General features: G+C 68.0%; 20 protein-coding genes. 9 read left to right on the top strand and 11 right to left on the bottom strand.

Going from position 1 to position 20,118, the window contains the following annotated elements; all coding sequences use genetic code 11:
- Positions 1-46 precede the first annotated feature (46 nt).
- Positions 47-865 carry an NAD(+) synthase gene (gene nadE / locus OPU70_RS12775; protein WP_042538954.1) on the bottom strand — a complete coding sequence of 273 codons (819 nt, stop codon included), beginning with the start codon at positions 863-865 and terminating at the stop codon, positions 47-49.
- Between the two features lie 112 nt (positions 866-977).
- On the opposite strand from nadE, the gene OPU70_RS12770 reads away from it, so the two are divergent.
- On the top strand, positions 978-1,535 hold the full coding sequence (locus OPU70_RS12770; RefSeq protein ID WP_042539416.1) for a phosphorylase family protein: 558 nt from the start codon (positions 978-980) through the stop codon (positions 1,533-1,535).
- 49 nt (positions 1,536-1,584) lie between these two features.
- On the opposite strand, the gene OPU70_RS12765 is transcribed toward OPU70_RS12770, so the two are convergent.
- From OPU70_RS12765 to OPU70_RS12745, 5 genes are all read right to left on the bottom strand, one after another.
- Complete coding sequence (locus tag OPU70_RS12765) at positions 1,585-4,581, bottom strand: AAA family ATPase (RefSeq protein ID WP_042538952.1); 2,997 nt, start codon at positions 4,579-4,581, stop codon at positions 1,585-1,587.
- Between the two features lie 72 nt (positions 4,582-4,653).
- Positions 4,654-5,808 (bottom strand): exonuclease SbcCD subunit D, encoded by a 1,155-nt coding sequence (locus tag OPU70_RS12760; RefSeq protein WP_042538950.1) that lies wholly within the window; start codon positions 5,806-5,808, stop codon positions 4,654-4,656.
- Positions 5,809-5,917: 109 nt separating this feature from the next.
- Positions 5,918-7,363, bottom strand: coding sequence for an MFS transporter (locus OPU70_RS12755; RefSeq protein WP_475433828.1), 1,446 nt, complete (start codon positions 7,361-7,363; stop codon positions 5,918-5,920).
- 329 nt (positions 7,364-7,692) lie between these two features.
- A complete protein-coding gene (locus OPU70_RS12750) occupies positions 7,693-8,160 on the bottom strand; it encodes a DIP1984 family protein (RefSeq protein WP_042538948.1) in 468 nt (155 codons plus the stop codon).
- A gap of 52 nt (positions 8,161-8,212) precedes the next feature.
- Positions 8,213-8,521 (bottom strand): GNAT family N-acetyltransferase, encoded by a 309-nt coding sequence (locus OPU70_RS12745; RefSeq protein ID WP_056375674.1) that lies wholly within the window; start codon positions 8,519-8,521, stop codon positions 8,213-8,215.
- Positions 8,522-8,850: 329 nt separating this feature from the next.
- Here OPU70_RS12745 and OPU70_RS12740 point away from each other — a divergent pair, with 329 nt between their 5' ends.
- From OPU70_RS12740 to OPU70_RS12730, 3 genes are read left to right on the top strand one after another with little or no spacing between them, the layout of a single operon-like run.
- Positions 8,851-9,555: a winged helix-turn-helix domain-containing protein gene (locus tag OPU70_RS12740; RefSeq protein ID WP_042538945.1), complete on the top strand. Its 705-nt coding sequence runs from the start codon at positions 8,851-8,853 to the stop codon at positions 9,553-9,555.
- 35 nt (positions 9,556-9,590) lie between these two features.
- Positions 9,591-10,550: a DNA-3-methyladenine glycosylase family protein gene (locus tag OPU70_RS12735; protein WP_498557955.1), complete on the top strand. Its 960-nt coding sequence runs from the start codon at positions 9,591-9,593 to the stop codon at positions 10,548-10,550.
- Between the two features lie 37 nt (positions 10,551-10,587).
- Complete coding sequence (locus OPU70_RS12730; protein ID WP_042538943.1) at positions 10,588-10,785, top strand: hypothetical protein; 198 nt, start codon at positions 10,588-10,590, stop codon at positions 10,783-10,785.
- Positions 10,786-10,788: 3 nt separating this feature from the next.
- On the opposite strand, the gene OPU70_RS12725 is transcribed toward OPU70_RS12730, so the two are convergent.
- From OPU70_RS12725 to OPU70_RS12710, 4 genes are read right to left on the bottom strand one after another with little or no spacing between them, the layout of a single operon-like run.
- Complete coding sequence (locus OPU70_RS12725; protein WP_042538942.1) at positions 10,789-11,544, bottom strand: iron ABC transporter ATP-binding protein; 756 nt, start codon at positions 11,542-11,544, stop codon at positions 10,789-10,791.
- On the bottom strand, positions 11,541-12,566 hold the full coding sequence (locus OPU70_RS12720) for an iron chelate uptake ABC transporter family permease subunit (RefSeq protein WP_498557954.1): 1,026 nt from the start codon (positions 12,564-12,566) through the stop codon (positions 11,541-11,543). Before OPU70_RS12720 ends, OPU70_RS12725 begins: the two co-directional genes overlap by 4 nt.
- The gene (locus tag OPU70_RS12715) at positions 12,559-13,548 is read right to left on the bottom strand and encodes an iron chelate uptake ABC transporter family permease subunit (protein WP_498557953.1); all 990 of its coding nucleotides are present in this window, start codon (positions 13,546-13,548) and stop codon (positions 12,559-12,561) included. Before OPU70_RS12715 ends, OPU70_RS12720 begins: the two co-directional genes overlap by 8 nt.
- Positions 13,549-13,600: 52 nt before the next feature.
- The gene (locus tag OPU70_RS12710; protein ID WP_079112297.1) at positions 13,601-14,593 is read right to left on the bottom strand and encodes a siderophore ABC transporter substrate-binding protein; all 993 of its coding nucleotides are present in this window, start codon (positions 14,591-14,593) and stop codon (positions 13,601-13,603) included.
- A 102-nt stretch (positions 14,594-14,695) separates the two neighbouring features.
- On the opposite strand from OPU70_RS12710, the gene OPU70_RS12705 reads away from it, so the two are divergent.
- The 5 genes from OPU70_RS12705 to OPU70_RS12685 all read left to right on the top strand — a co-directional run bounded on the left by OPU70_RS12705 (position 14,696) and on the right by OPU70_RS12685 (position 18,628).
- Positions 14,696-15,463, top strand: a complete 768-nt coding sequence (locus OPU70_RS12705) for a siderophore-interacting protein (RefSeq protein WP_079112296.1) — start codon at positions 14,696-14,698, stop codon at positions 15,461-15,463.
- A 33-nt stretch (positions 15,464-15,496) separates the two neighbouring features.
- Entirely contained in the window at positions 15,497-15,901 is a 405-nt protein-coding gene (locus OPU70_RS12700; RefSeq protein ID WP_042538932.1) for a VOC family protein, read from the top strand.
- Positions 15,902-16,177: 276 nt separating this feature from the next.
- The gene (locus OPU70_RS12695) at positions 16,178-17,347 is read left to right on the top strand and encodes an RtcB family protein (RefSeq protein WP_079112295.1); all 1,170 of its coding nucleotides are present in this window, start codon (positions 16,178-16,180) and stop codon (positions 17,345-17,347) included.
- A 157-nt stretch (positions 17,348-17,504) separates the two neighbouring features.
- The gene (locus OPU70_RS12690) at positions 17,505-17,795 is read left to right on the top strand and encodes a hypothetical protein (RefSeq protein ID WP_079113911.1); all 291 of its coding nucleotides are present in this window, start codon (positions 17,505-17,507) and stop codon (positions 17,793-17,795) included.
- Positions 17,796-17,812: 17 nt separating this feature from the next.
- The gene (locus OPU70_RS12685) at positions 17,813-18,628 is read left to right on the top strand and encodes an acyl-CoA thioester hydrolase/BAAT C-terminal domain-containing protein (protein WP_498557952.1); all 816 of its coding nucleotides are present in this window, start codon (positions 17,813-17,815) and stop codon (positions 18,626-18,628) included.
- 2 nt (positions 18,629-18,630) lie between these two features.
- On the opposite strand, the gene OPU70_RS12680 is transcribed toward OPU70_RS12685, so the two are convergent.
- The gene (locus OPU70_RS12680) at positions 18,631-20,085 is read right to left on the bottom strand and encodes an MFS transporter (RefSeq protein WP_056375663.1); all 1,455 of its coding nucleotides are present in this window, start codon (positions 20,083-20,085) and stop codon (positions 18,631-18,633) included.
- Positions 20,086-20,118: the final 33 nt, after the last annotated feature.

Genomic DNA, 20,118 nt, shown 5'->3' with positions numbered 1-20,118 from the left:
CGACACTAGCCGCGGCATCCGACACGGGATCACGCCGAGAGGCGTGTCAGCGCCACCACGTGTCGTCGGGGGTGACCGGGAGGTGACGCTTGTGCTGCGTGGCGAGGTATCGGGACTCGATCCGCCCGGCGACGTCCGGGTCGACCTCGCGACCTTCGAGGAAGTCGTCGATCTGCTCGTAGGTGAGGCCCAGCTCGTCTTCGTCGGCTCGGCCGGGCTGGCCGTCCAGGAGGTCGGCCGTCGGCACCTTGTAGGCGAGACGATCCGGCGCCCCGAGCAGCAGCAGCAGTGACCGGCCCTGCCGCTTGCTGAGACCCGAGAGGGGAAGGATGTCGGCCGCGCCGTCGCCGAACTTCGTGTAGAAGCCCGTGACCGCCTCAGCTGCATGGTCGGTGCCGATGACGATGAGACCGTCGTGTCCGGCGAGCGCGTACTGCGTCACCATGCGCACGCGCGCCTTGATGTTGCCGCGGTTGAAGTCGCTGATGTCGCTCGTGACCGCGAACTCGATGTCCTCCTCGACGCCGTCGACGCCGTTCTGGATGTTCACCTCGACCGAGGAGTCCGGTGCGATGAACTCGAGCGCGGCCTCGGCATCAGCGGCGTCCTTCTGCACCCGGTACGGCAGCCGCACTGCGAGGAACTTCGCCTCCCCGCCCTCGGCGCGCACGCGTTCGACCGCGAGCTGTGCGAGTCGCCCCGCGAGTGTCGAGTCCTGGCCGCCGGAGATCCCGAGCACGAAGCCCTTCGCTCCGGTCACCCGCAGGTAGTCGACCAGGAACGCCACTCGGCGCTCCACCTCGACCTCGGGGTCGATCTCGGCCTTCACGCCGAGCGCTTCAGAGATCTGCTGCTGCAGGGTCATTTGTTCCTCCGGTCTGCCCGACGCCAGTATCCTCCCCCAGTGTTACATCGAGATGACGTCGGTCGCACGCGCTCGGCTTCGCGGCGATCGATCCACCTGGCAGGATGGCGGAGTGAAACTTCTCGTCGCAGCCATGGCATCCGAACTCGCAGCGTTCCCGGACGAGCTCGAGGGATTCGACCAGCTCGTCACCGGCGAGGGCAAGATGCAGGCCGTGTACGCCCTCACCCGTGCGCTCGACGCCAAGGAGTACTCCGAGGTGGTGGTCGTCGGGACCGCCGGCGGCATCGACCCTGAGCTCGATGCGACCGTGCACGAGATCGGCAGCGCACTGCAGCACGACGTGTTCGACCTCGACGGCGTCGCAGGGCAGCACGTGTCGCTGCCCGCGCGCGTGTCCACCGGCCGCGAGGGCGTGCTGATCGCGACCGGCGACAGCTTCGTCGGCGATGCCGGGATCACCGCCGTCATCCGCCCCTCGGGTGCAGGTCTGGTCGACATGGAGACCTATGCGTACATCTGGGTCGCCGAGCAGTTCGGAGTGCCGATCCGCGCGTTCCGCGCGATCTCCGACCGGGCGGAGGATGGTGCGCTCGTCGACTTCCGCGAGGCGATCGCACGGTGCAGCGTGCAGCTGCGTGAAGTGATCCGCCGAGAGTACGGCGTCTGAGGACGGGCATCGGCTGAGCCCGCTGCTCCGGCGGGGGGCGCGCCGGGTCTCAGCGCGCCTCGATCACGCTCGGACCGCTCGACGTCGCACGCACCCGCAGCTGCGCAGGGATCTGCTCCTGCATCGCCTCGACGTGGCTGATGACGCCGACGGTGCGACCGCCCTGGCGCAGCTCGTCGAGCGTGCGCATGGCGACGTCGAGGGTGTCGCCGTCGAGCGAGCCGAAGCCCTCGTCGATGAACAGGGTGTCGAGACGGATGCCGCCGGCTCGCGCCGTGACCACCTCGGCGAGTCCGAGCGCAAGGGCGAGGGAGCTCAGGAAGGTCTCCCCTCCCGACAGCGACTGCGCCGGCCGGGTCTGGCCCGTGAATGCGTCGAACACGACGATGCCGAGCCCAGACGCGGCCCCGCGGGCGGCGAGCGCGTCTGAGTGGCGGAGCTGATAGCGCCCCGTCGACATGTCGCTGAGCCGGCGGTTCGCGGCGTCGACGATCTCTTCGAGTTCGGCGGCGAGGACGAACGTCTCGAGCGTCATCTTGCGGGCGTTCGCCCCGCGACCGGCGATCGCGTCGGCGAGTCCTCGCAGAACCTCGTAGTCGGCGGCGTCGTCCGCGATGCGGGCGTGCTCTGATGTCGCGGCCTCGATGACCGCGGCGAGCTGCTCTGACACCCCTGCCGCCCGCCCCGCCTCGTCGACCGCGACGGACCAGCGCTGCCGCGCGGCGAAGGAAGACTGCTCGGCAGGACCGAGATCGATCGTCTCCTCCGGCAGCGTGCGGAGCTCGAGGTCGAGGAGGATCGCGCGCTCCTTCTCGCGTTGGACGGCGTGCTGGGTGACTCGATTCTCGAGAGCCGCCTGCGCTGCGGCCGTGCGGAGCGACAGCTCGACCGCCGCGACGCCATCGAACTCGGATGCTTCCAGCGCCGCATCCAGTTCGGCCTTCGCAGCTGTCGCGGCCTCAGCCTTGCGTGCCCGCTCTGCCGCCGCCTCGACGAGCGCGAGAGCAGCCTGGACTTCGACACGCGTCGCCGTGAGCCTCTCGGCCACGGACTCGTAGTGCCCTTTCGCTTCTGCGATCGTCTCTCGCGTATCGGCGACCCGCTGCGCCACGAGCGAGTGCGCTTCGCGTGCCGCGGCCAGCGCCGTGGAATCACGGTCGCGGTCGCTGTCGAGACGGCGGATGCGCGCGAGGAGGGCTTCGCGCTGCTGATCGAGTGTGACCAGCTGGTCGGCTGCGTCTGTGCTCTGTGCATGCGCCGCTGCCGCGGTGTCGAGTTCTGCGACAGCCTCGTCGACCTCTCGACCGTCGGCGCGGCTGATCGCCGCGGCGAGGTCGGCGCGCAGTGAGGATGTCCGTTCTGCCGCATCTCGCTCGCGCTGCGCGAGGACATCACGTGCGGCTTCAGCCTCGTCGACGTCTTCCGCCGAGACGGGGTCGGCATGCACGGCGGGAGCCGGATGTTCGTGCGATCCGCATACCGGGCACGCCTCGCCCTCGTGCAGCGAGGTCGCCAACTCCCCCGCGAATCCGTCGAGTCGGCGCTGTCTGAGCTGAGCGAGCGCGGTCTGAGCTGCAGCGAGCGCGGCGCTGGCGTCAGCGAGTTGCCGTTCGGCGTCGTCATGAGCGGCTCTGAGACGGACTGTCTCGACCGCCGCCGCATGCCGCGCTGCGGCAGCATCCCGTGCTGCGGCCAGATCTCCGGCGCGATCAGCGAGCTGCCTCGCCGCGTCGCGCGCGAGTGTGAGCTGTTCGAGCTCTGCGGGAAGCGCGACACGATCGGCCTCGGCCGCGTCGATGCGAGCGGTCGCCGCCGCCACGGCATCGGACGTCGCCGCAAGCTCGGCATCGAGCGCCGACGCGGAGCGTTCCAGCTCTGCCGCACGCTGCCACAGACCGGTCTGCGCCGTGCGCTCGGCCGCCCACTCCGTGAGATCGTCCGCGACGATGCCGTGAGCCTCCCAGGCCGCCCGTGCGCGTGTCTCGGCCTCGATCGCGGCGTCGAGCGCCGATGTCGCCGTCGTCGCGGCGGAGATCGGGCCCCGCAGCAGCTCCGCGGCCCTGGCTTTCTGCAGTTCACTGCGCGCGGCGGCGATGTGCGGCTCATCAGCCTCGAGACGTGCGAGCGCGGCTCTGGCCCGATCCCGCTCGAGCTGCGCCCGCTGCTCCTCACGCGCGATCGCGAGGGCCGCGTCTGCTGCGTCCGACTGCTTCTCCGCCTCGATCCGTTCAGCCGCTCGACGTTCTGCGCGGTAATCCGCACGAGCCTTCGCGCGACGCAGACCGTCGAGGCGCTCCTCTGTCGTCACCGCGACAGGCTCTGAGTCGGCCGCGCCCGCGTCTTCTCCCTGCACCTCGCCGTCGTGCCCGAGGCCGGCGCTGCCGACGAGCCTCTCGCCCTCGTCGAGGCGGGCAGACACCGTTGCGAGGCGTGCCCCGAGACTCTGCTCGGCCGCCTTGCGTCGTTCATCGAAACGCGCCTGCACGTCTTCGAAACGCTCGGTGCCGAACAGCCGCCGCAGCAGCGACTGTCTCTCTTTGCTCCCCGCCAGCAGGAACTCCGAGAACCGATTCTGCGCGAGCAGGATCACCTGCAGGAACTGCTCGCGACTGAGCTGCAGGATCTCGTCGAGCTCGAAGGCCGCCTCGCGCTCTTTCGCGGCGAGACCGATCCATTCGCCGCCGACCGAGGTGTCGAGCTGCACGGCCGCCGGCTGCACCGTCATGCCGCCGCCGCGCTTCTTGGGGCGCTCGTATTCCGGTGAACGCCTGACGCGGAATCGGCCCGCCGGAGTGCTGAACTCCACCACGACCTCGGTCACGTCGTCGGGCTCGCAGTGATCGCTGCGCAGCCGCTTCTCGCCACCCTCGTAGCGCGGGACTCCGCCGTAGAGACCGAAGCAGACGGCATCGAGGATGCTGGACTTGCCGGCGCCCGTGCGACCGGCGATCAGGAAGATGCCGTCGTCGGCGAAAGCATCGAAGTCGACGGTCTGCCGCTCGCGGAACGGACCGAACCCTTCGACCTCCAGTCGGTGCAACTGCATCAGAGAGTCTTCTTCACTGTCGGAGAATGATCGCGGTGACGCATCGCCGGGCTGGATCGAGTCGTCACCGGATCAGATGAGGGCTTCGGCGCGGACGCGGTCATCGAGGACCTCGCGGATCAGCTCGCGCTCGCGCTCGGTCGCCCCGTGGCCCGCGCGGACGTGCTCGAGGAAGGCCTCGATGCGCTCGGGGTCGCTGACGGCACCGCTCAGCCGATCGACATAGGAGCGCTCGACTGCCGCGGATGTGTCGGAGGGCTGATGCTGCACCATCGCGCAGTGCGGATAGCGCTCTCGGAGTCGACGCATGGGCTCGGTCTGGGCGAGTGCGTCGGTGTACACCGCACAGACCCAGTCGTCGGCGTGCGCCGCGATGTTCTCGGGAGACAGGATCTCATCGAGGGTGCCCGTGAGGGTGACCAGGCGACGAGGGACGGGAAGATCGAGCCACTCGACCGATGCGAGGCCGGTGGCATCGAGGTCGACCAGCCACGAACCGCGGGGCTTGCTCTGCTCGCCGAAGCTGTAGTGCAGCGGAGCGCCCGAATAGCGCACTCGTTCGCTGATCTTCTGGCGCCCGTGGATGTGCCCGAGAGCGACGTAGTCAGGACCGTCGAAGACCGACAGCGGCACGACGTCGAGACCCCCCTGCCGCACCTCGCGCTCGAGACCGACCGTGGCGTCGACTCCGGCGGAGAAGCAGTGCGCGATCGCGACGGATCGCCCCGGGTGGGCCTGCATCCCCACCCGGACGAGACCCATCGCATGAGACAGCGTCTGCGCCTGCGTGCGCAGATCGGCGCCGATCCAGTGCTGACGCACGATGGCGGGCTCGAGGTACGGGATGCCGTAGAAATGCACCGGACCATCGGCGTCTGCCAGCGTCACCGGCGTGCCGATCGCGAGCGGATCGGTCAGCACGTGGATGCCGTCACGGAGCAGCCGCGCCTGGAACCCGAGACGCGCAGCGGAGTCGTGGTTGCCGCTCGTGACGATCACACGGGCACCCGTCTCATGCAGCGCGACGAGCACGTCGCCGAGAAGCGTGTACGCGGGGCCGGCCGGCGTCGCCGAATCGAAGACGTCACCGGCGACGATGACGACGTCGACCGCGTTCTCACGAACCTGCACCGTGAGCGCTCCGAGGACCTCGGCCAGCGCGTCCATGGTCGAGTTGCCATGGAAGGTGCGGCCGATGTGCCAGTCGGAGGTGTGCAGGATTCGCATACTCACACGCTACGAACCCCCACCGACATTCGGCCTCAGGCGTGCCGCGGCATCCGTTCCTGGGCCCGGAATCCGTGGGATTCCGGGCGGAACGGATGCCGCGAGCGTCTCAGTGCGCGCCGACCGCGAGCCCCGGCTGCGACGGCATCAGCTCGTCCTTCGAACCGCGCACCATGACGGCGGCGATCACGGCAGCGCCGACCATGAGGATCGACGCGACGATGAACACCCAGCCGTAGGCGTCGGTCAGCTGCGTCGGGGAGACCTCCGTCTGCGCATGCCCGCCCACCGACGCCGCGTACACGGCCGTGAACACGGACAGCCCGATCGATCCGCCGATCTGCATGGCCGAGTTGGCGACGGCCGATGCGATGCCCGCGTCATGCGGTGCGACTCCGGTGAGTGCCAGGTTCTGCAGCGGGATGAACACGAAGCCCATGCCGATGCCGAGGAGCAGAAGCGCCGGCGCGATCTGCACGATGTACGCCCCATCGGGGGTGATCCCGGAGAGGAGGAACAGACCGGCCGCCGCGACGAGCGGCCCCACGATCAGCATCGGCCGCGGCCCGATCACCGTGAGGAGCTTCGTCGCGATCGGGGCGATGATCATCGTCGCGATCGGCAGCGGCAGGGTCGCCGCTCCCGCCGGGAGCGCGCCCATGCCGAGCACGAACTGGAGGTGGAAGGTCAGGTAGAGCGTCGCGCCGATCATGATCGCCCCGGCCACGCCCTGGATGAGGAACGCTCCGCCTCGCACTCGATCGGCCACCACCCGCAGCGGGAGGAGCGGCTGCGACACACGACTCTCGACCCACACGAACACGCCGAGCAGCACGACCCCCAGAGCGAGGAACGTGATCGTCAGCGGATCGCCCCAGCCGTTCTCGGCGAGGCTGAAACCGTAGACGAGCGATCCGAGACCGAGAGTCACGGTGATCGCGCCCCAGACGTCGTACCGGTTGTCGCCCTCGGCCTTGCTCTCGGTGAGGAAGAGCGCTCCGCCGACGAGGCCGATCGCGACGAAGAACAGATTGACCAGCAGGCACCAGCGCCAATCGGTGAACTCGGTGAGGAATCCGCCCAGCAGCAGGCCGACCGCTGCGCCGGTTCCCGCGACGGTCCCGAACACGGCGAACGCCGTGTTGCGCTCGCGGCCCGAGGGGAAAGTCACGGTGAGCAGCGCGAGAGCCGCCGGTGCGAGAAGTGCGGCGAAGACGCCCTGCAGGCCGCGGGCGAGGATGAGCTCCCAGCCCGACTGTGCGAGGCCGCCGTAGAGGGATGCAGCGCCGAAGCCCACCATCCCGATCATGAAGACACGCTTGCGCCCGACGTAGTCGGCGATGCGACCACCGAGCAGGAGCAGTGCGCCGAAGGCCAGGGCGTAGGCCGTGACGACCCACTGACGCTGGCCGTCGGTCAAGCCGAGGGACGCTTGGGCCTGAGGCAGGGCAATGCTCACGATCGTGCCGTCGAGGACGACGATCAGCTGCGTGAGGGAGATGACGACGAGCGCCCACCACCGGGTCTGGGGGCGGGCGCGCAAGGACGATGACATGGAAGAACCTCCGGTGTCGGGGACGATGCCGGAGGTTTCGAGCCTCGGACCAGCGCGCTTCATGAGCGCCTGACCACCTCAGCCGACGGGGCTGAGCAGAGAAACCATATTACCCGAGATGAGGCTGTGGGATCGCGAGCGGAAGGTCCCCTGACCCACCCTCGTCACGATGATCGACACGTGGTGATGCGAGATGCGCGATGCGCGATCACATGTGCGGCGTGCGGGGCTGCGCGATGCGGATCCGGGCTGCCCTCCGCCCAACATGAGCCGGAATTGCCCCTCCGGCTGGGGTTGTGCCCGCCTCGTCATGACTACCGACTTCCGCTCTACTCCTCCAGATCGTGGAGCCAGTTCGCCTGCTGGATCCGATTGTCGAGTTCGCGCAGCTCCTGCGCGACCGCATCCGCGCGCGAGCGCAGCTCGGCGACGGGAAGCGCGGAGATCTGACGCAGCTCCGACCGCATCTGACGCAGGAACTGGTCGTTCGCCCCGGATGCCGCCGCGGCGGCGTCCGCGAGCAGCGAGTGCTGCAGCCGGAGCACGTCGCGGGCGGCGAGGGCATCGGTCATGGTTCCGTCGGTACCCAGATCCAGACGCGAGTTCGTCGCGTTGATCCGCCTGATGAGGTCGCGGAGCAGCAGCAGATCGGCATCCGCCTGAACGAGAAGCGCGGCGGCATCCTCGGCGGGCTCCTCGCCCTCCTGGTACCTGGCGTTCGCGGTGATGCGCGCACGCAGCTGCTCTATGCGGCGCTGCAGGTCTGCGCGGGCGGTGAGTGCCTCTGCGAGTTTCATGACTTCATCCTGTCAGGGCGCCACCGTGTAACACAGCGTCACACGAGCTGCGTCAGCGAGAGCGCAGGAGAGCCGAGTGCTCCGGGTGCGCCTGGAACCAGTCGGAGACGTACCAGCACACCGCATCGACCTTGCGATCTCCGCGTTCCTCGATGTCGGCGACAGCGCCCTCGACGACGACACCCGCATAGCCGTGGCCGCGGAAAGTGGGGATCGTGAAGGCTCTCGTCAGGGCGATCGTGTGTCCGTCGTCGCGGTAGTCGAGCACGCTCACGAGCTGCCCGTCTCTCATCAACGTGTACCGCGATGCGTCCTTCTCATCGGTGAGGAGGAAGCCTGCGGCGAGGGTCGAAGTGGTCATCTCTCAACGTTACGCCCGCCTCCGGCACGGTCGGCCGTTTTGACACGCCCGGACTTCTTCCGACATAATCCCCCCATGACTACCAACGCAAGCCCTTTGTCCGCCCAGGAGGCGAACAGGACTGCCGGGATGATGATGCCCGGTCGCGTTGGCATGTGTTGCCGAATGTGTCGCTGAACGAACAGCCACTCCGTCTGACCTGACTTCTCGCGATCTGCGAGGTATGGGTCATCGAGCATCCACCCTTTGCTCGCTCTTCCGGCTCGCCCGGTCATTCATGCAACGCATCAGAGCCTCTTCCCGGCTCACGTCCTGAGGACTTCATCATCATGTCGAACACCGCACTTCTCGAGCGTCCCGCCGCCACCGCCGCCGTCCGCACCGCCGCTCCGGCGCCCGCCGCAGCCCCGCTCGATGCAGATCTTCCCGCTGTCCGCTCGCCCCGCGGCTTCGCCCTCTATGTCGGCCTCGACGAGATCAAGGCCGCAGAAGCCGGAGTCAGCCTCCCGCTCCTCGTCGACGCGCTGCGTCGCACTCTCGCCGAGCTCGCTCCCGGCGCCGAGACGCACGCCACCGTCGCGCTCGCCCCGCACGGCTCGGGAGGCCGCGACCTCGACGTCGTGCGTCTCGCACTGCACGAGCCCGGTGCGATCGCCCGCACCAAGGCCGCCGCAGAGGAGGAGACCACCGACGAGGAGGGCGGCGTCGTCGTCGACATCTCGCGCAAGCGCGTCCTGATCGACGGCGAATCCGCAGCCTTCACCTACAAGGAGTTCGAGCTGCTGCAGTACCTCGTGCTCCGCGAAGGACGCACGATCGAGCGCAGCGAACTCGTCTCCGCACTGTGGCAGGCGCAGGACGACGAGACCCCCGGCGAGCGCACCATCGACGTGCACGTGCGGCGTCTGCGCGCGAAGCTCGGCCGCTACGAGGACATCGTCCGCACCGTGCGCGGCATCGGCTACCGCTTCGACCGTCACGCCGACGTCGTCATCCGTTACGGCCACGGCACACCCTCGCCCGACCGCTTCTGATCCGAGTGTCAGCCCCGCCACGTATCGTGGGGCGCATGACCCTGACCGCGGATGCCGGAGCCGCCGACGCGGCTTCTCAGAGCGCACCGCGAGAGACCGTGTATCGGCCGACCGCACCCGTCGATCTCCGCGCGACGGTCGGCATGCTGCGGCGAGGCCCCGGGGACCCCACCATGGTCTTCGACGGTCCGGTGATCTGGCGCACTCTCCGAACTCCGCTCGGCCCTGCGACGCTGGCGCTGCGCGCGCAGAGCGGAGAGATCAAGGCCACCGCGTGGGGCCGCGGAGCCGAGCACGCACTCGATACCGTGCCCGACCTGTGCGGCGCCCGAGACGACCCGTCGGGTTTCGATCCCTCGCTCCATCCCCTGATCTCCGAGGTGGCCCGCCGTGCGCCCGGCATCCGCCTGGCTCGCACCGGCGTCGTGTTCGACGCTCTCGCCTGCGCCATCATCGAGCAGAAGGTGACGGGTCTCGAGGCGTTCCGCGCCTGGAGGCTGCTCGTCACGAAGTTCGGCGAGCGCGCACCCGGTCCGACCCCGCGGCCGATGCACGCCGCCCCGACCGCAGAGCAATGGCGTCGCATCCCCTCGTGGGACTGGCATCGGGTCGCGGTGCAGCCGCCGCAGTCGAAGACCGTCGTGCGCGTCGCCGAGCGGGCGGACAGCATCGCCCGCGCGCTTCTGGCAGCATCCGGCGGCGACGAGCGTGACCGCGTCCTGACGAGCTTCCCCGGCGTGGGTGTGTGGACCTCGGCCGAGACGCGCATCCGGGCACTCGGCGATCCGGACGCGGTGAGCGTCGGCGACTACCACCTCGCACATCAGGTGGGATACGCCCTCACCGGCCACCGCACCGATGACGACGGGATGCTCGACCTGCTCGCCCCGTGGGCGGGGCACCGGCAGCGCGTGATCCGCCTCATCTTCGCGAGCAGGGTGAGCGAGCCCCGACGAGGGCCACGGCTCTCTCCCGAAGATCACCGCACTCGCTGACCTCCCGTGGCGGGCGGATCGCCTTTAGGCTGAGCCCATGTCGCGCAACGCACTCCGCTTCTCCGTCACCGCAGGTCTTCTCATCGTCGGTGTCGTGATCGGCCTGATCTTCCAGAACGTCTGGCTCGGCATCCTGCTCGCCGCGATCGTCTGGCTGGGCTGGTTCATCGGCTACGAATCCCGCCGGGGCCGCAATGCCGGCGTCAACGACGAGGACCACGGCGTCGAGCTCTGAGCGTCAGTAGTAGACGGCGAGAGGACCGGAGGGCCCCTCGACCACCTGCACGGACGTGTCGAACACGCGGGTGAGCACCTCACCGGTCATGATCGCGGAGGGAGGGCCGAACTCCACCACCTCACCGTCTTTCATGGCACAGATATGGTCGGCGTAATGACCTGCGAAGTTGATGTCGTGCAGGACGATGACGATCGTGCGCCCGAGCTCTTCGGCCGCACGACGCAGGTGCTTCATCATCTGCACGGCATGCTTCATGTCGAGGTTGTTGAGCGGCTCGTCGAGCAGCACGAACTCGGTGTCCTGCGCCAGCACCATCGCGACGTAGGCTCGCTGCCGCTGGCCTCCGGAGAGCTCGTCGAGGTAGCGCCCTTCCAGGTCGCCGAGGTCGAGGAAGTCGATCGCCCTGCTGATGATCTCCTCGTCAGCGCGGGTCAAGCGGCCCTGCGAGTGCGGGAAGCGCCCGAAACCGACGAGCTGGCGCACGGTGAGCCGCGTGACGAAGTGGTTCTCCTGGCGGAGCACCGAGACGATCTTGGCGAGGTCCTTCGACTTCGTGGTCGCGACGTCGTATCCGGCGATCTCGATCGCCCCGGCGTCCATGCCGCCGAGCCGGCCGATCATCGTCAGCAGCGTCGACTTGCCCGCGCCGTTGGGACCGATCAGCGCCGTGATGCCCCCGGCGGGGATCCGGAGATCCACGGGGCCGATCGCGACCTGGTCGCTGTAGTCGCGGCGGACGCCCTCGAGTGTGATCACAGCCTGCCCTTTCTGAGGATGACGATGAGGAAGACGGTTCCGCCGACGAGCTCGATGAGGATAGAGACCATCCCCTGCGCGTAGAAGACGTTCTTCATGACGAAATAGGCCCCGGCGAGGATCGTGAAGGCCGTGAGCACGGCCACCGGGAAGATGAGTCGATGATCGTACGTGTCGGCGAACTGGTACGCGAGGGTCGCGACGAGGAATCCGAGGAACGTCATCGGACCGACCAGCGCGGTCGATGTCGCCATCAGCACGGCGACGAGGAAGAGCACGATGAAGAGCTCGCGCTTGTGGTCGAGGCCGAGCGAACGCGACACGTCGGGCCCGAGCGCGAGCAGGTTCAGCCTCCGGGACCTCGTCCAGAGCGGCGCCGAGGCCGCGATGCACAGCGGAATGGCGAGCGGCAGGTACGACGCGTCGGCGTTCGAGACGTTGCCGAACAATCGCGCCGCGAGCACATCGAACTCACTGGGCGTGAGCAGCCGCTGCATGAAGGTCGAGATCGCTCCGAGACCGCCGCCGATGATGATCCCGATGAGCAGCATGATCTGCAGGTTGCCGTAGCGCCCGGACAGCAGCCATCCGTAGAGCGCCATCGCAAGCCCCACCATGATGACGACCTGCAGGCCGAACTGCCAGACACCCTGGATCGCCACGAGACCGGCGACGCCGAACAGATACACCGTGGTGGTCTGCACGACGCGATACAGCGATTCGAATCCCATGATCGACGGCGTGATGATGCGGTTGTTGGTGACCGTCTGGAAGCTCACGGTGGCGATCGCCTGCGCCACCGCGACCACGGCCATCACGGTCACGTTCGTCACGCGCAGCTTCGCGATGCGCCAGAATCCGGGTGATCCGATCGGCATCGGGTTCTCCCACGCGAGCAGAGCGAAGGCGAAGGCCACGGAGAGGGCGACGAGGATGCCGAGCACGATGACATATCGCCGTCGTGCGCGCGGAGTCGTGAAGGATCCGGAGGTGCGGGTGCCGGCCGCGATCGCCTCAGCCACGACGACGCTGCCTCAGCAGGAGCAGGATGAAGACGATCGCGCCGACGATGCCGAGGATCAGCGACACCGGCACCTCGAACGGCATGATGATCGTCCGTCCGATGATGTCGCAGACGGTGACGATCGCGATGCCGAGCAGGCAGACCCACGGCAGGTTGCTGCGCAGATCGTCGCCGCGGACCATCGAGACGATGTTCGGCACGATCAGCCCGAGGAAGGGAAGGTTGCCGACGATGACCGTGACCACGCCCGTGGTGACGGCGATGAGCACTGTTCCGAGCAGGATCACCCGGTTGTAGTCGACCCCGACGTTCGTCGCGATCTCCTCCCCCAGCCCGGCGATCGTGAGACGGTCGGCGACGACGAACACGACGACTCCGACGATCGCCACGATCCAGAGCATCTCGTACTGCCCTCGGAGCACCGATGTGAAGCTGCCCGCGAACCAGACGCCGATGGCCTGCAGCGAGTCGGTCACGAGTGCGAAGTAGGTCGACACCGATCCGACGACGGCACCCAGCATGATGCCGACGATCGGGACGATGAGAGACGACTTCAGCGAGACGCGGCGCAGGAAGGCGAAGAACACCATGGTGCCGATGAAGGCCGCGATGATGGCGCCTGCCATCCTCAGCGGGATCGAGGGGTTCGGCACGAGCACCATGACCGTCAGCAGACCGAGGCCCGCCCATTCGGTGGTGCCGGTGGTGGTCGGCTCGACGAAGCGGTTCTGAGTGAGGAGCTGCATCACCAGCCCCGCCATCGCCATGGCGGCGCCCGCGAGGACGAGGGCTACCGTGCGCGGGACCCGGGTGATCTGGAACATCTCGGCACCGTCGGCGGCTCCCGCGATGTCGTAGACGCCTGTGAACAGGGACACGACGAGAAGTGCGAGGACGACGAGGATGCCGACGAGGAGCTTGACGTCGACGAGCCGCCCGGCAGACCGGGGCGGCTCGGTGGAGAACGCGGTGCGAGACATCGTGAGACGCCGGCCGGCGGCATCCGCCCTCGAGCGGATGCCGCCGAGCGGACTACTTCTGGGCGGCCTCGAGGGCGTCGGCGAGGTCGTTCAGGAACGTCGTGTACGTCTGGATGCCCTCGTTGAGGTAGGTGTCGGTGGGCATGTAGACGATCTGCTCGTCAGCGACTGCCGTGACGCCGGCGAGCGCCTCGGAGCTCTCGAGGATCTCGGATGCCTGCACGTAGTCGGGGGTCTCTGCGGCGAACACGGCGTCGCGGTCGAGCACGAGAAGCCAGTCGGGGTTCGAGGCGGCGATCGCCTCGACCGAGATGTCGTCGCCCTGATGGTCGTCCGAGGCATCGGCGACCTCGAGCGCCGGCGTCAGGCCGAGGATGTCGTAGATCGGTCCGAGCGAGCGGCCCACGGTCGGTGCCAGATATCCGATCTCGCCGCCCGAGGTGTTCACGGCCATGACGGTGTCGGCGTCGTCGTAGGCGGCCTTCGCCCGCTCCACCGCCGCGTCGAAATCGTCGACCAGTGACTGCGCCTCGTCCTGCTTGCCGAAGATCTCGCCGAGCACGGTCACCTGTCGCTTGAGCTCGTCGTCGAAGGGCTCGCCCTCGCGAGGCTCGAGATCGATGATCGTCGCCTCAGGCACGAGTTCGGCGATGGCCTCGTTGTGCTGCGTGAAGCGCTGTCCGCTGATGATGAGGTCGGGTTCGACGGCGACGATCGCCTCGAGGTCGGGCTCGCTGTGCAGGCCGATGTCGACGATCGAGTCGTCGTCGAGGTACGACACCGTGTCGGGCATGAGCGCGACCGCACCGGCCGAGAGCTCGACTCCCCAGTCGGAGAGCGTCTGGAACGTGCGGTTGTCCAGTGCGACGACGGATGCGGGAGGCGTGGCGATCTCGTGCGATCCGGTGTTGTCCTCGATCGTGACTGAGTCGGCGGCCGGCGCGGTCTCGGCCGGCTCGGCTTCGGCTCCGGAGGCGCAGCCGGCGAGGGCGAGAAGGCCGACGAGACCGACGCTCGTGGCGCTGAGGATTCTGGGCATGGACATGGAGAGACTCCTGTTCTGCGGTGGTGAGTGCGCGCGGGCGGCGCAGGACAGGCGGAGTTAGGCTCCCCTAACTCCGCCTCCAAGATAGGTTAGCCTTACTTTATGAGCGATACGAAATCCGGCTTCTCCATCGAGCGCCGAGGCCTCGATCTGCGCTTCCGCACCGTCACGCTGAGCGCCCGGGAATGGCTGGCACCCGACTTCGTGCGTGTGCGCCTCACGGGCGGCGACCTCGAGGGCTTCGACTCCCCGGGCTCCGACGACCACATGCGTCTGTTCTTCCCCTCCGGCCCGGTGGGATCGGTCGAGGAGATGCGGGCTGCACCGAGTCGTGAGTACACACCTCTGGCCTGGGGCGCGGACTGGTTGGACGTCGAGTTCGCCGTGCACGGCGATTCGGGTGTCGCAGCCCCCTGGGCGGCGACTGCTGCTCTCGGGTCATCGATCGGCGTCGGCGGGCCCCGCGGGTCGGCGGTGCTGAACGGCACCCCCGGCTCCTGGCTGCTCGCCGGAGATGAGACGGCCATCCCCGCCATCCGACGCTTCGCGGCGCTCATCCCCGCCGGCGTCGCCGCTCGAATCGTGGTCGAGACGGTCTCGGCCGGGCGTGAGATCGACATCGAAGCCCCTGTCGACATCGAATGGCTGCATCGCGGCGATGCTCCCTCTGGCTCCGCGCTCGTCTCGTTCCTCGACGACCTGGCGGTGGAAGATGCGATCGGCGACGACCCGTTCGTGTTCATCGCGGCCGAACAGTCGATCGTCAAACCGGGACGCGCGTTGCTGGACCGCTGGGGCATCGACTCCGCGAACGCCGTGGTCAAGGGCTACTGGAAGCGCGGCGAAGCCGAGTACCACGCGCCGCACTAGTGCCGCGCGTGCCTCGACTGGAAGACTGGACGCATGGCACTTCTGGATCATCTGGGCATCACCGTCGACGACCTCGAACGGGGCAGAGCCCAGTTCCACCCCGTGCTCATGGCGCTCGGCTACGTGAGCGGCGGCGAGGACGACCATTCCATCTCATGGAACAACGGCGACGAGACAGAGATCATCCTGTACGCATGGGATGAGGACTCCGGCCCTCACCGCCACGGCCGGGTCGGCTGGCAGCACATCGCGTTCGCCATGCCCTCGCGCGATGAGGTGGATCGCCTGCATGCAGTGGCGCTCGATGCCGGATGGACGGCCGTCCGAGACCCGAAGGAGTACCCGCGGTACACCGACCGCTACTACGCCTCCTTCGTCGAGGATGCCGACGGCATCCGCGTCGAGTTCATGCACAACCCCCCGCGCGATTCCGCTTGACTCCCGGGCGTGTCGCGCCCTAGTGTGGCAAAGCTGTGCCGATCGCGCACAGCATTCACGCCGAGGAGACGACGGATGACCGCCCTGCGGAACTTCCCCTTCGCCGCGGTCTTGCCGCTTCAGCAGAAGCGCAATGACCGCTACGAGTCGTACCCTCCGGCGCGCGCCGTGTGACAGCATCCGCTGTTCCCGTGCCCCGCACCGTCAGGTTCGGGGCATTTCTGTTTCTCACGAGACTCCCGACCTGTGGCTGAACATCACACAAGGAAAGGAATCATGGAGAGGCTCTCCACACGGCTGCTCTCGTGGGCGTCGATGATCGATGAGAAGACACTCGATCAGGCGCACACCACCGCGCGCATGCCGTTCATCCACCCGCACCTGGCTCTGATGCCCGATGCGCACCTCGGCAAGGGAGCGACGGTCGGCTCGGTCATCCCGACGCTCGGCGCGATCATCCCCGCCGCAGTCGGTGTCGACATCGGCTGCGGCATGATCGCGGTTCGCACCCAGTTCACGAAGGGTGACCTCGCCGGTCGCGATCTCGCCGAGCTGCGCGAGCAGATCGAGCGCGCGATCCCGCTGTCGGCGGGGCGCTACAACAACAAGATCGTCGCGAGTGCCGAACCGCGCATCGCAGAGCTCGAGACGCTCGCTGAGCAGAGCGAGTTCGACCCTGAGAAGTACGCCAGGAACTGGCGACTGCAGCTCGGAACGCTCGGCTCCGGCAACCACTTCATCGAGGTGTCGGTGGACGAGCTCGACCGCGTGTGGCTCTTCCTGCACTCGGGTTCTCGAGGCGTCGGCAACCGGATCGCCGGTCACCACATCGCCGTCGCGCAGCGGCTGGCGAAGCAGTGGTGGATCGAGCTGCCCGACCCCGACCTCGCGTACCTCGTCGAAGGCACTCCCGAGTTCACCCGGTACATCCGCGAGCTGCGGTGGGCCCAGCACTTCGCGCTGCTCAACCGCGAGGAGATGATGGATCGGGTCGCACGGCAGGTGTCGGAGTTCCTCGGAACCCCCGTCGAGGAGCAGGAGCGCATCAACTGCCACCACAACTTCACCGAGTCGGAGAAGCACTACGGCAAGAGGGTGTGGGTGTCGAGAAAGGGTGCGATCCAGGCGGATGCCGGTCGTCCGGGACTCATCCCGGGCTCGATGGGAACGGCGTCGTACGTGGTCGAAGGGCTCGGTGACCCGCAGTCGCTGAACTCGTCACCGCACGGCGCCGGCCGGGAGTACTCGCGGTCGGCGGCTCGGCGCACCTTCTCTCACGAGCAGCTGCGTGAGGCGATGGAGGGGATCGAGTTCCGCGACACGAGCGCCTTCATCGATGAGATCCCGCAGGCGTACAAGCCGATCGATCAGGTGATGACGGATGCCGCGAGCCTGGTCGAGATCAGGCACACGCTGCGTCAGCTCGTCAACGTCAAGGGCGACTGAGCACGGGGGTGGGCGAGTGATGAGAAATCCCCGCCCACCCCTCCTGCACGACCACCCTGCGCCCCGCAGTTCCTCCCACTGCTCGGGATGACGGTATACAGCGACCTCGATTCCGCTGCTCGGCGAGGAACGATGCGAGGATGACATGGTGCACCTCATGACCGACGCTCAGATCTGGACCATGATCGGGTGTTTCACCGCGCTCATGTTCGGCATGCTGACCGTCGTCTCCACACTGTTCATCCGGGTCGTCCGCACCGAGATCGGTGGCCTCCGCAACGAGATGAACGCCCAGATCGGGGGTCTCCGCGGCGAGATGAACGCCCAGATCGGCGGACTCCGCGGCGAGATGAACGCCCGCTTCGACACCGTGAACACGCGCATCGACGGACTCGACCGCGACATGCAGGCCGTGGTCAAGCGCTCGTTCGGGCTCGACCGCGACTGACATCGGCCCACCACCTCATGCCTTCGTCCATCGCCTCGGATGACGTCTACGACGCATTCCCCGAGCGACCCTGCGGCACAGCCGTGCTGCTGCTCGCGGGTTCGAGTGGGCGCCTCGAGTCCGCTCGCGCCGATCTGCTCGGCCATCGGGGCACTCGGGTGCGAGCGATCCGCTGGTTCGGCGGCATCGGCCAGCGACCGGCGCCCCATGAGGTGCCGATCGAGATGTTCATCGATCAGATCGAGCTGCTGCGACGAGATCACGATCGCGTGGCGATCTTCGGAACGTCGTTCGGCGCCGAGGCGGCCCTCGTCACCGCCTCCACCGTCGAGATCGACCCGACCATCGCCGTCTCCCCGTCGTCCGTCGTCTGGTCCGGGCTGGCGGAGGGCCGCTGGTCCTCGCACTGGACTCTGGGCGGTTCTCCGCTGCCGGCGGTCGTGTTCGACCCGGCGTGGACGCCGATGAGCGATCCGCCGGAGTACCTCTCGCTGTACTCGACGAGCCTGACCCTCGACCCGACACTCACTGCGGCGGCGACGATTCCTGTCGAGCGGATCTCCGGCGATCTGCTGCTGATCGCCGGAGGTGACGACCGCGTCTGGCCGAGCGCCGCGTTCACGACGGCGATCTCACGGCGCCGACATGCCCATGGCAGAAGCACGACGATCGTCCAGCATCCGGACGCAGGGCATCGTCTGCTCCTGCCCGGCGAGGCCCCCGCGGCCGGCGGCATGCACATGGCTCGGGGCGGCACACCGCGCGCCGATGCAGCGCTCGGCGCGCAGGCCTGGCCTCAGATCTCGCGGATCCTCGGCCTCGATCCGGGCTGACGTCAGGCGATCGGCGTGGCGACGGCCTCGGCATCCGTCCGGTCGGTGAAAGCCTCTTTGGGAACGAAGACGAGGATCGCGGCGGCGACGAGCGCCGTCACGCCGCAGACCACCCAGACCGTGACGTAGCCGGCGAATGACCCTGCGGTGCCCTCGACCGCTCCGCTCACGCCGTTGAGCAGTGCGATCCCGAAGATGCACGAGGCGATCGCTCCGCCGACCGTCTTGACCGAGTTGGTGAGCCCCGTCGCGACACCGGTCTGCGTCGCGGGCGCCGCCGACGCAGCCGCCGCGGGGAGAGCCGCCACGAGAGCGCCGGAGCCGAGTCCGACGATGACCATGTTGGTCACCACCTGCACATAGGAGTCATGGAAAGGCAGGAACAGCAGGAACCCGATGCCGACGAGCAGAGACGCGCCCATGAGAGTGATCCGCGGGCTCACCAGTCGAGCGACGAGCGGGAACAGCAGCGCACCTGCGATCATCGCGATCAGATACAGCCCGATGATGAGCGACGTCGCGAAACCCGTCGTTCCGAGTCCATAGCCGTAGACACCCGGATCGGTGCGCGCGAACGTCGACAGCGGCGCCTGGGCCCCGAGCACGCTCACTCCGAACAGGCCGGCGGTGAGGAACACAGGCCCGAGGGCCGGTGAGCGGAACATGCGCACGTCGATGAGAGGGTCATCGCAGCGCAGCTCCCAGAGCACGAACGGGATGACCAGCAGGAGGCCGAGCACGACCACCGCCCATGACCAGGGGTTGACGAGTCCGCCCTCGAGACGGAGCAGGCTCAGCCCGCCGGTGAAGCAGATCAGGGCGAGCGAGATCAGCACGACGCCGACCGTGTCGAACACGCCGCCGGTCGGATCAGGCGACTCCTTCACCCCGAACAGGATCACGAAGAAGCAGACGACGATCAGCACCGCGGGAATGAGGAGCACGACCGTCAGCGGGAGGACATCGATCAGCGCACCGCCGACGAGAGCACCGATGATCGCGCCGCCTTCGAGCGCCGCCACCAGCAGCCCTGCCGCTTTCGCCGTGATCGAGGAGCGTCCCTCCATCCGGCGTGAGCGCGACCAGATGAGCGCGATCTCGAGCGGCAGCCAGACGACGTAGAACCCCATCAGCGTCCAGCCGATCAGGAACACGGGGAACGAGTCCGTGAACGGCAGCACGAGTGCCGCGGCGGCGGTCAGCGCCGTCGAGATCAACAGCATCCGCTTGTGGCCGACCATGTCGCCGAGCTTCGCGAACGCCGGCACGACGAGAGCCGAGAGCATGAGCTGCGTGCCCTCGAGCCAGTTCACGTCGGCGTCGTGGATTCCCAGATGCCGCGCGATGTCGGTGAGCATGGGCGTGTAATAGCCCTGCAGCACGCCGCTGGTGAACTCGACGAAGGCGAGGAAGCCGACGACGGTGGCGAGGGTTCCCAGAGTGCGGGTGCGCGTCATCGCGGCTCCTCGGTGAAAGGGCTGACTCGGGCG

Source organism: Microbacterium sp. SWDP-B6, from assembly GCF_059803615.1.
This window is presented reverse-complemented; position numbering and strand designations above follow the sequence as displayed.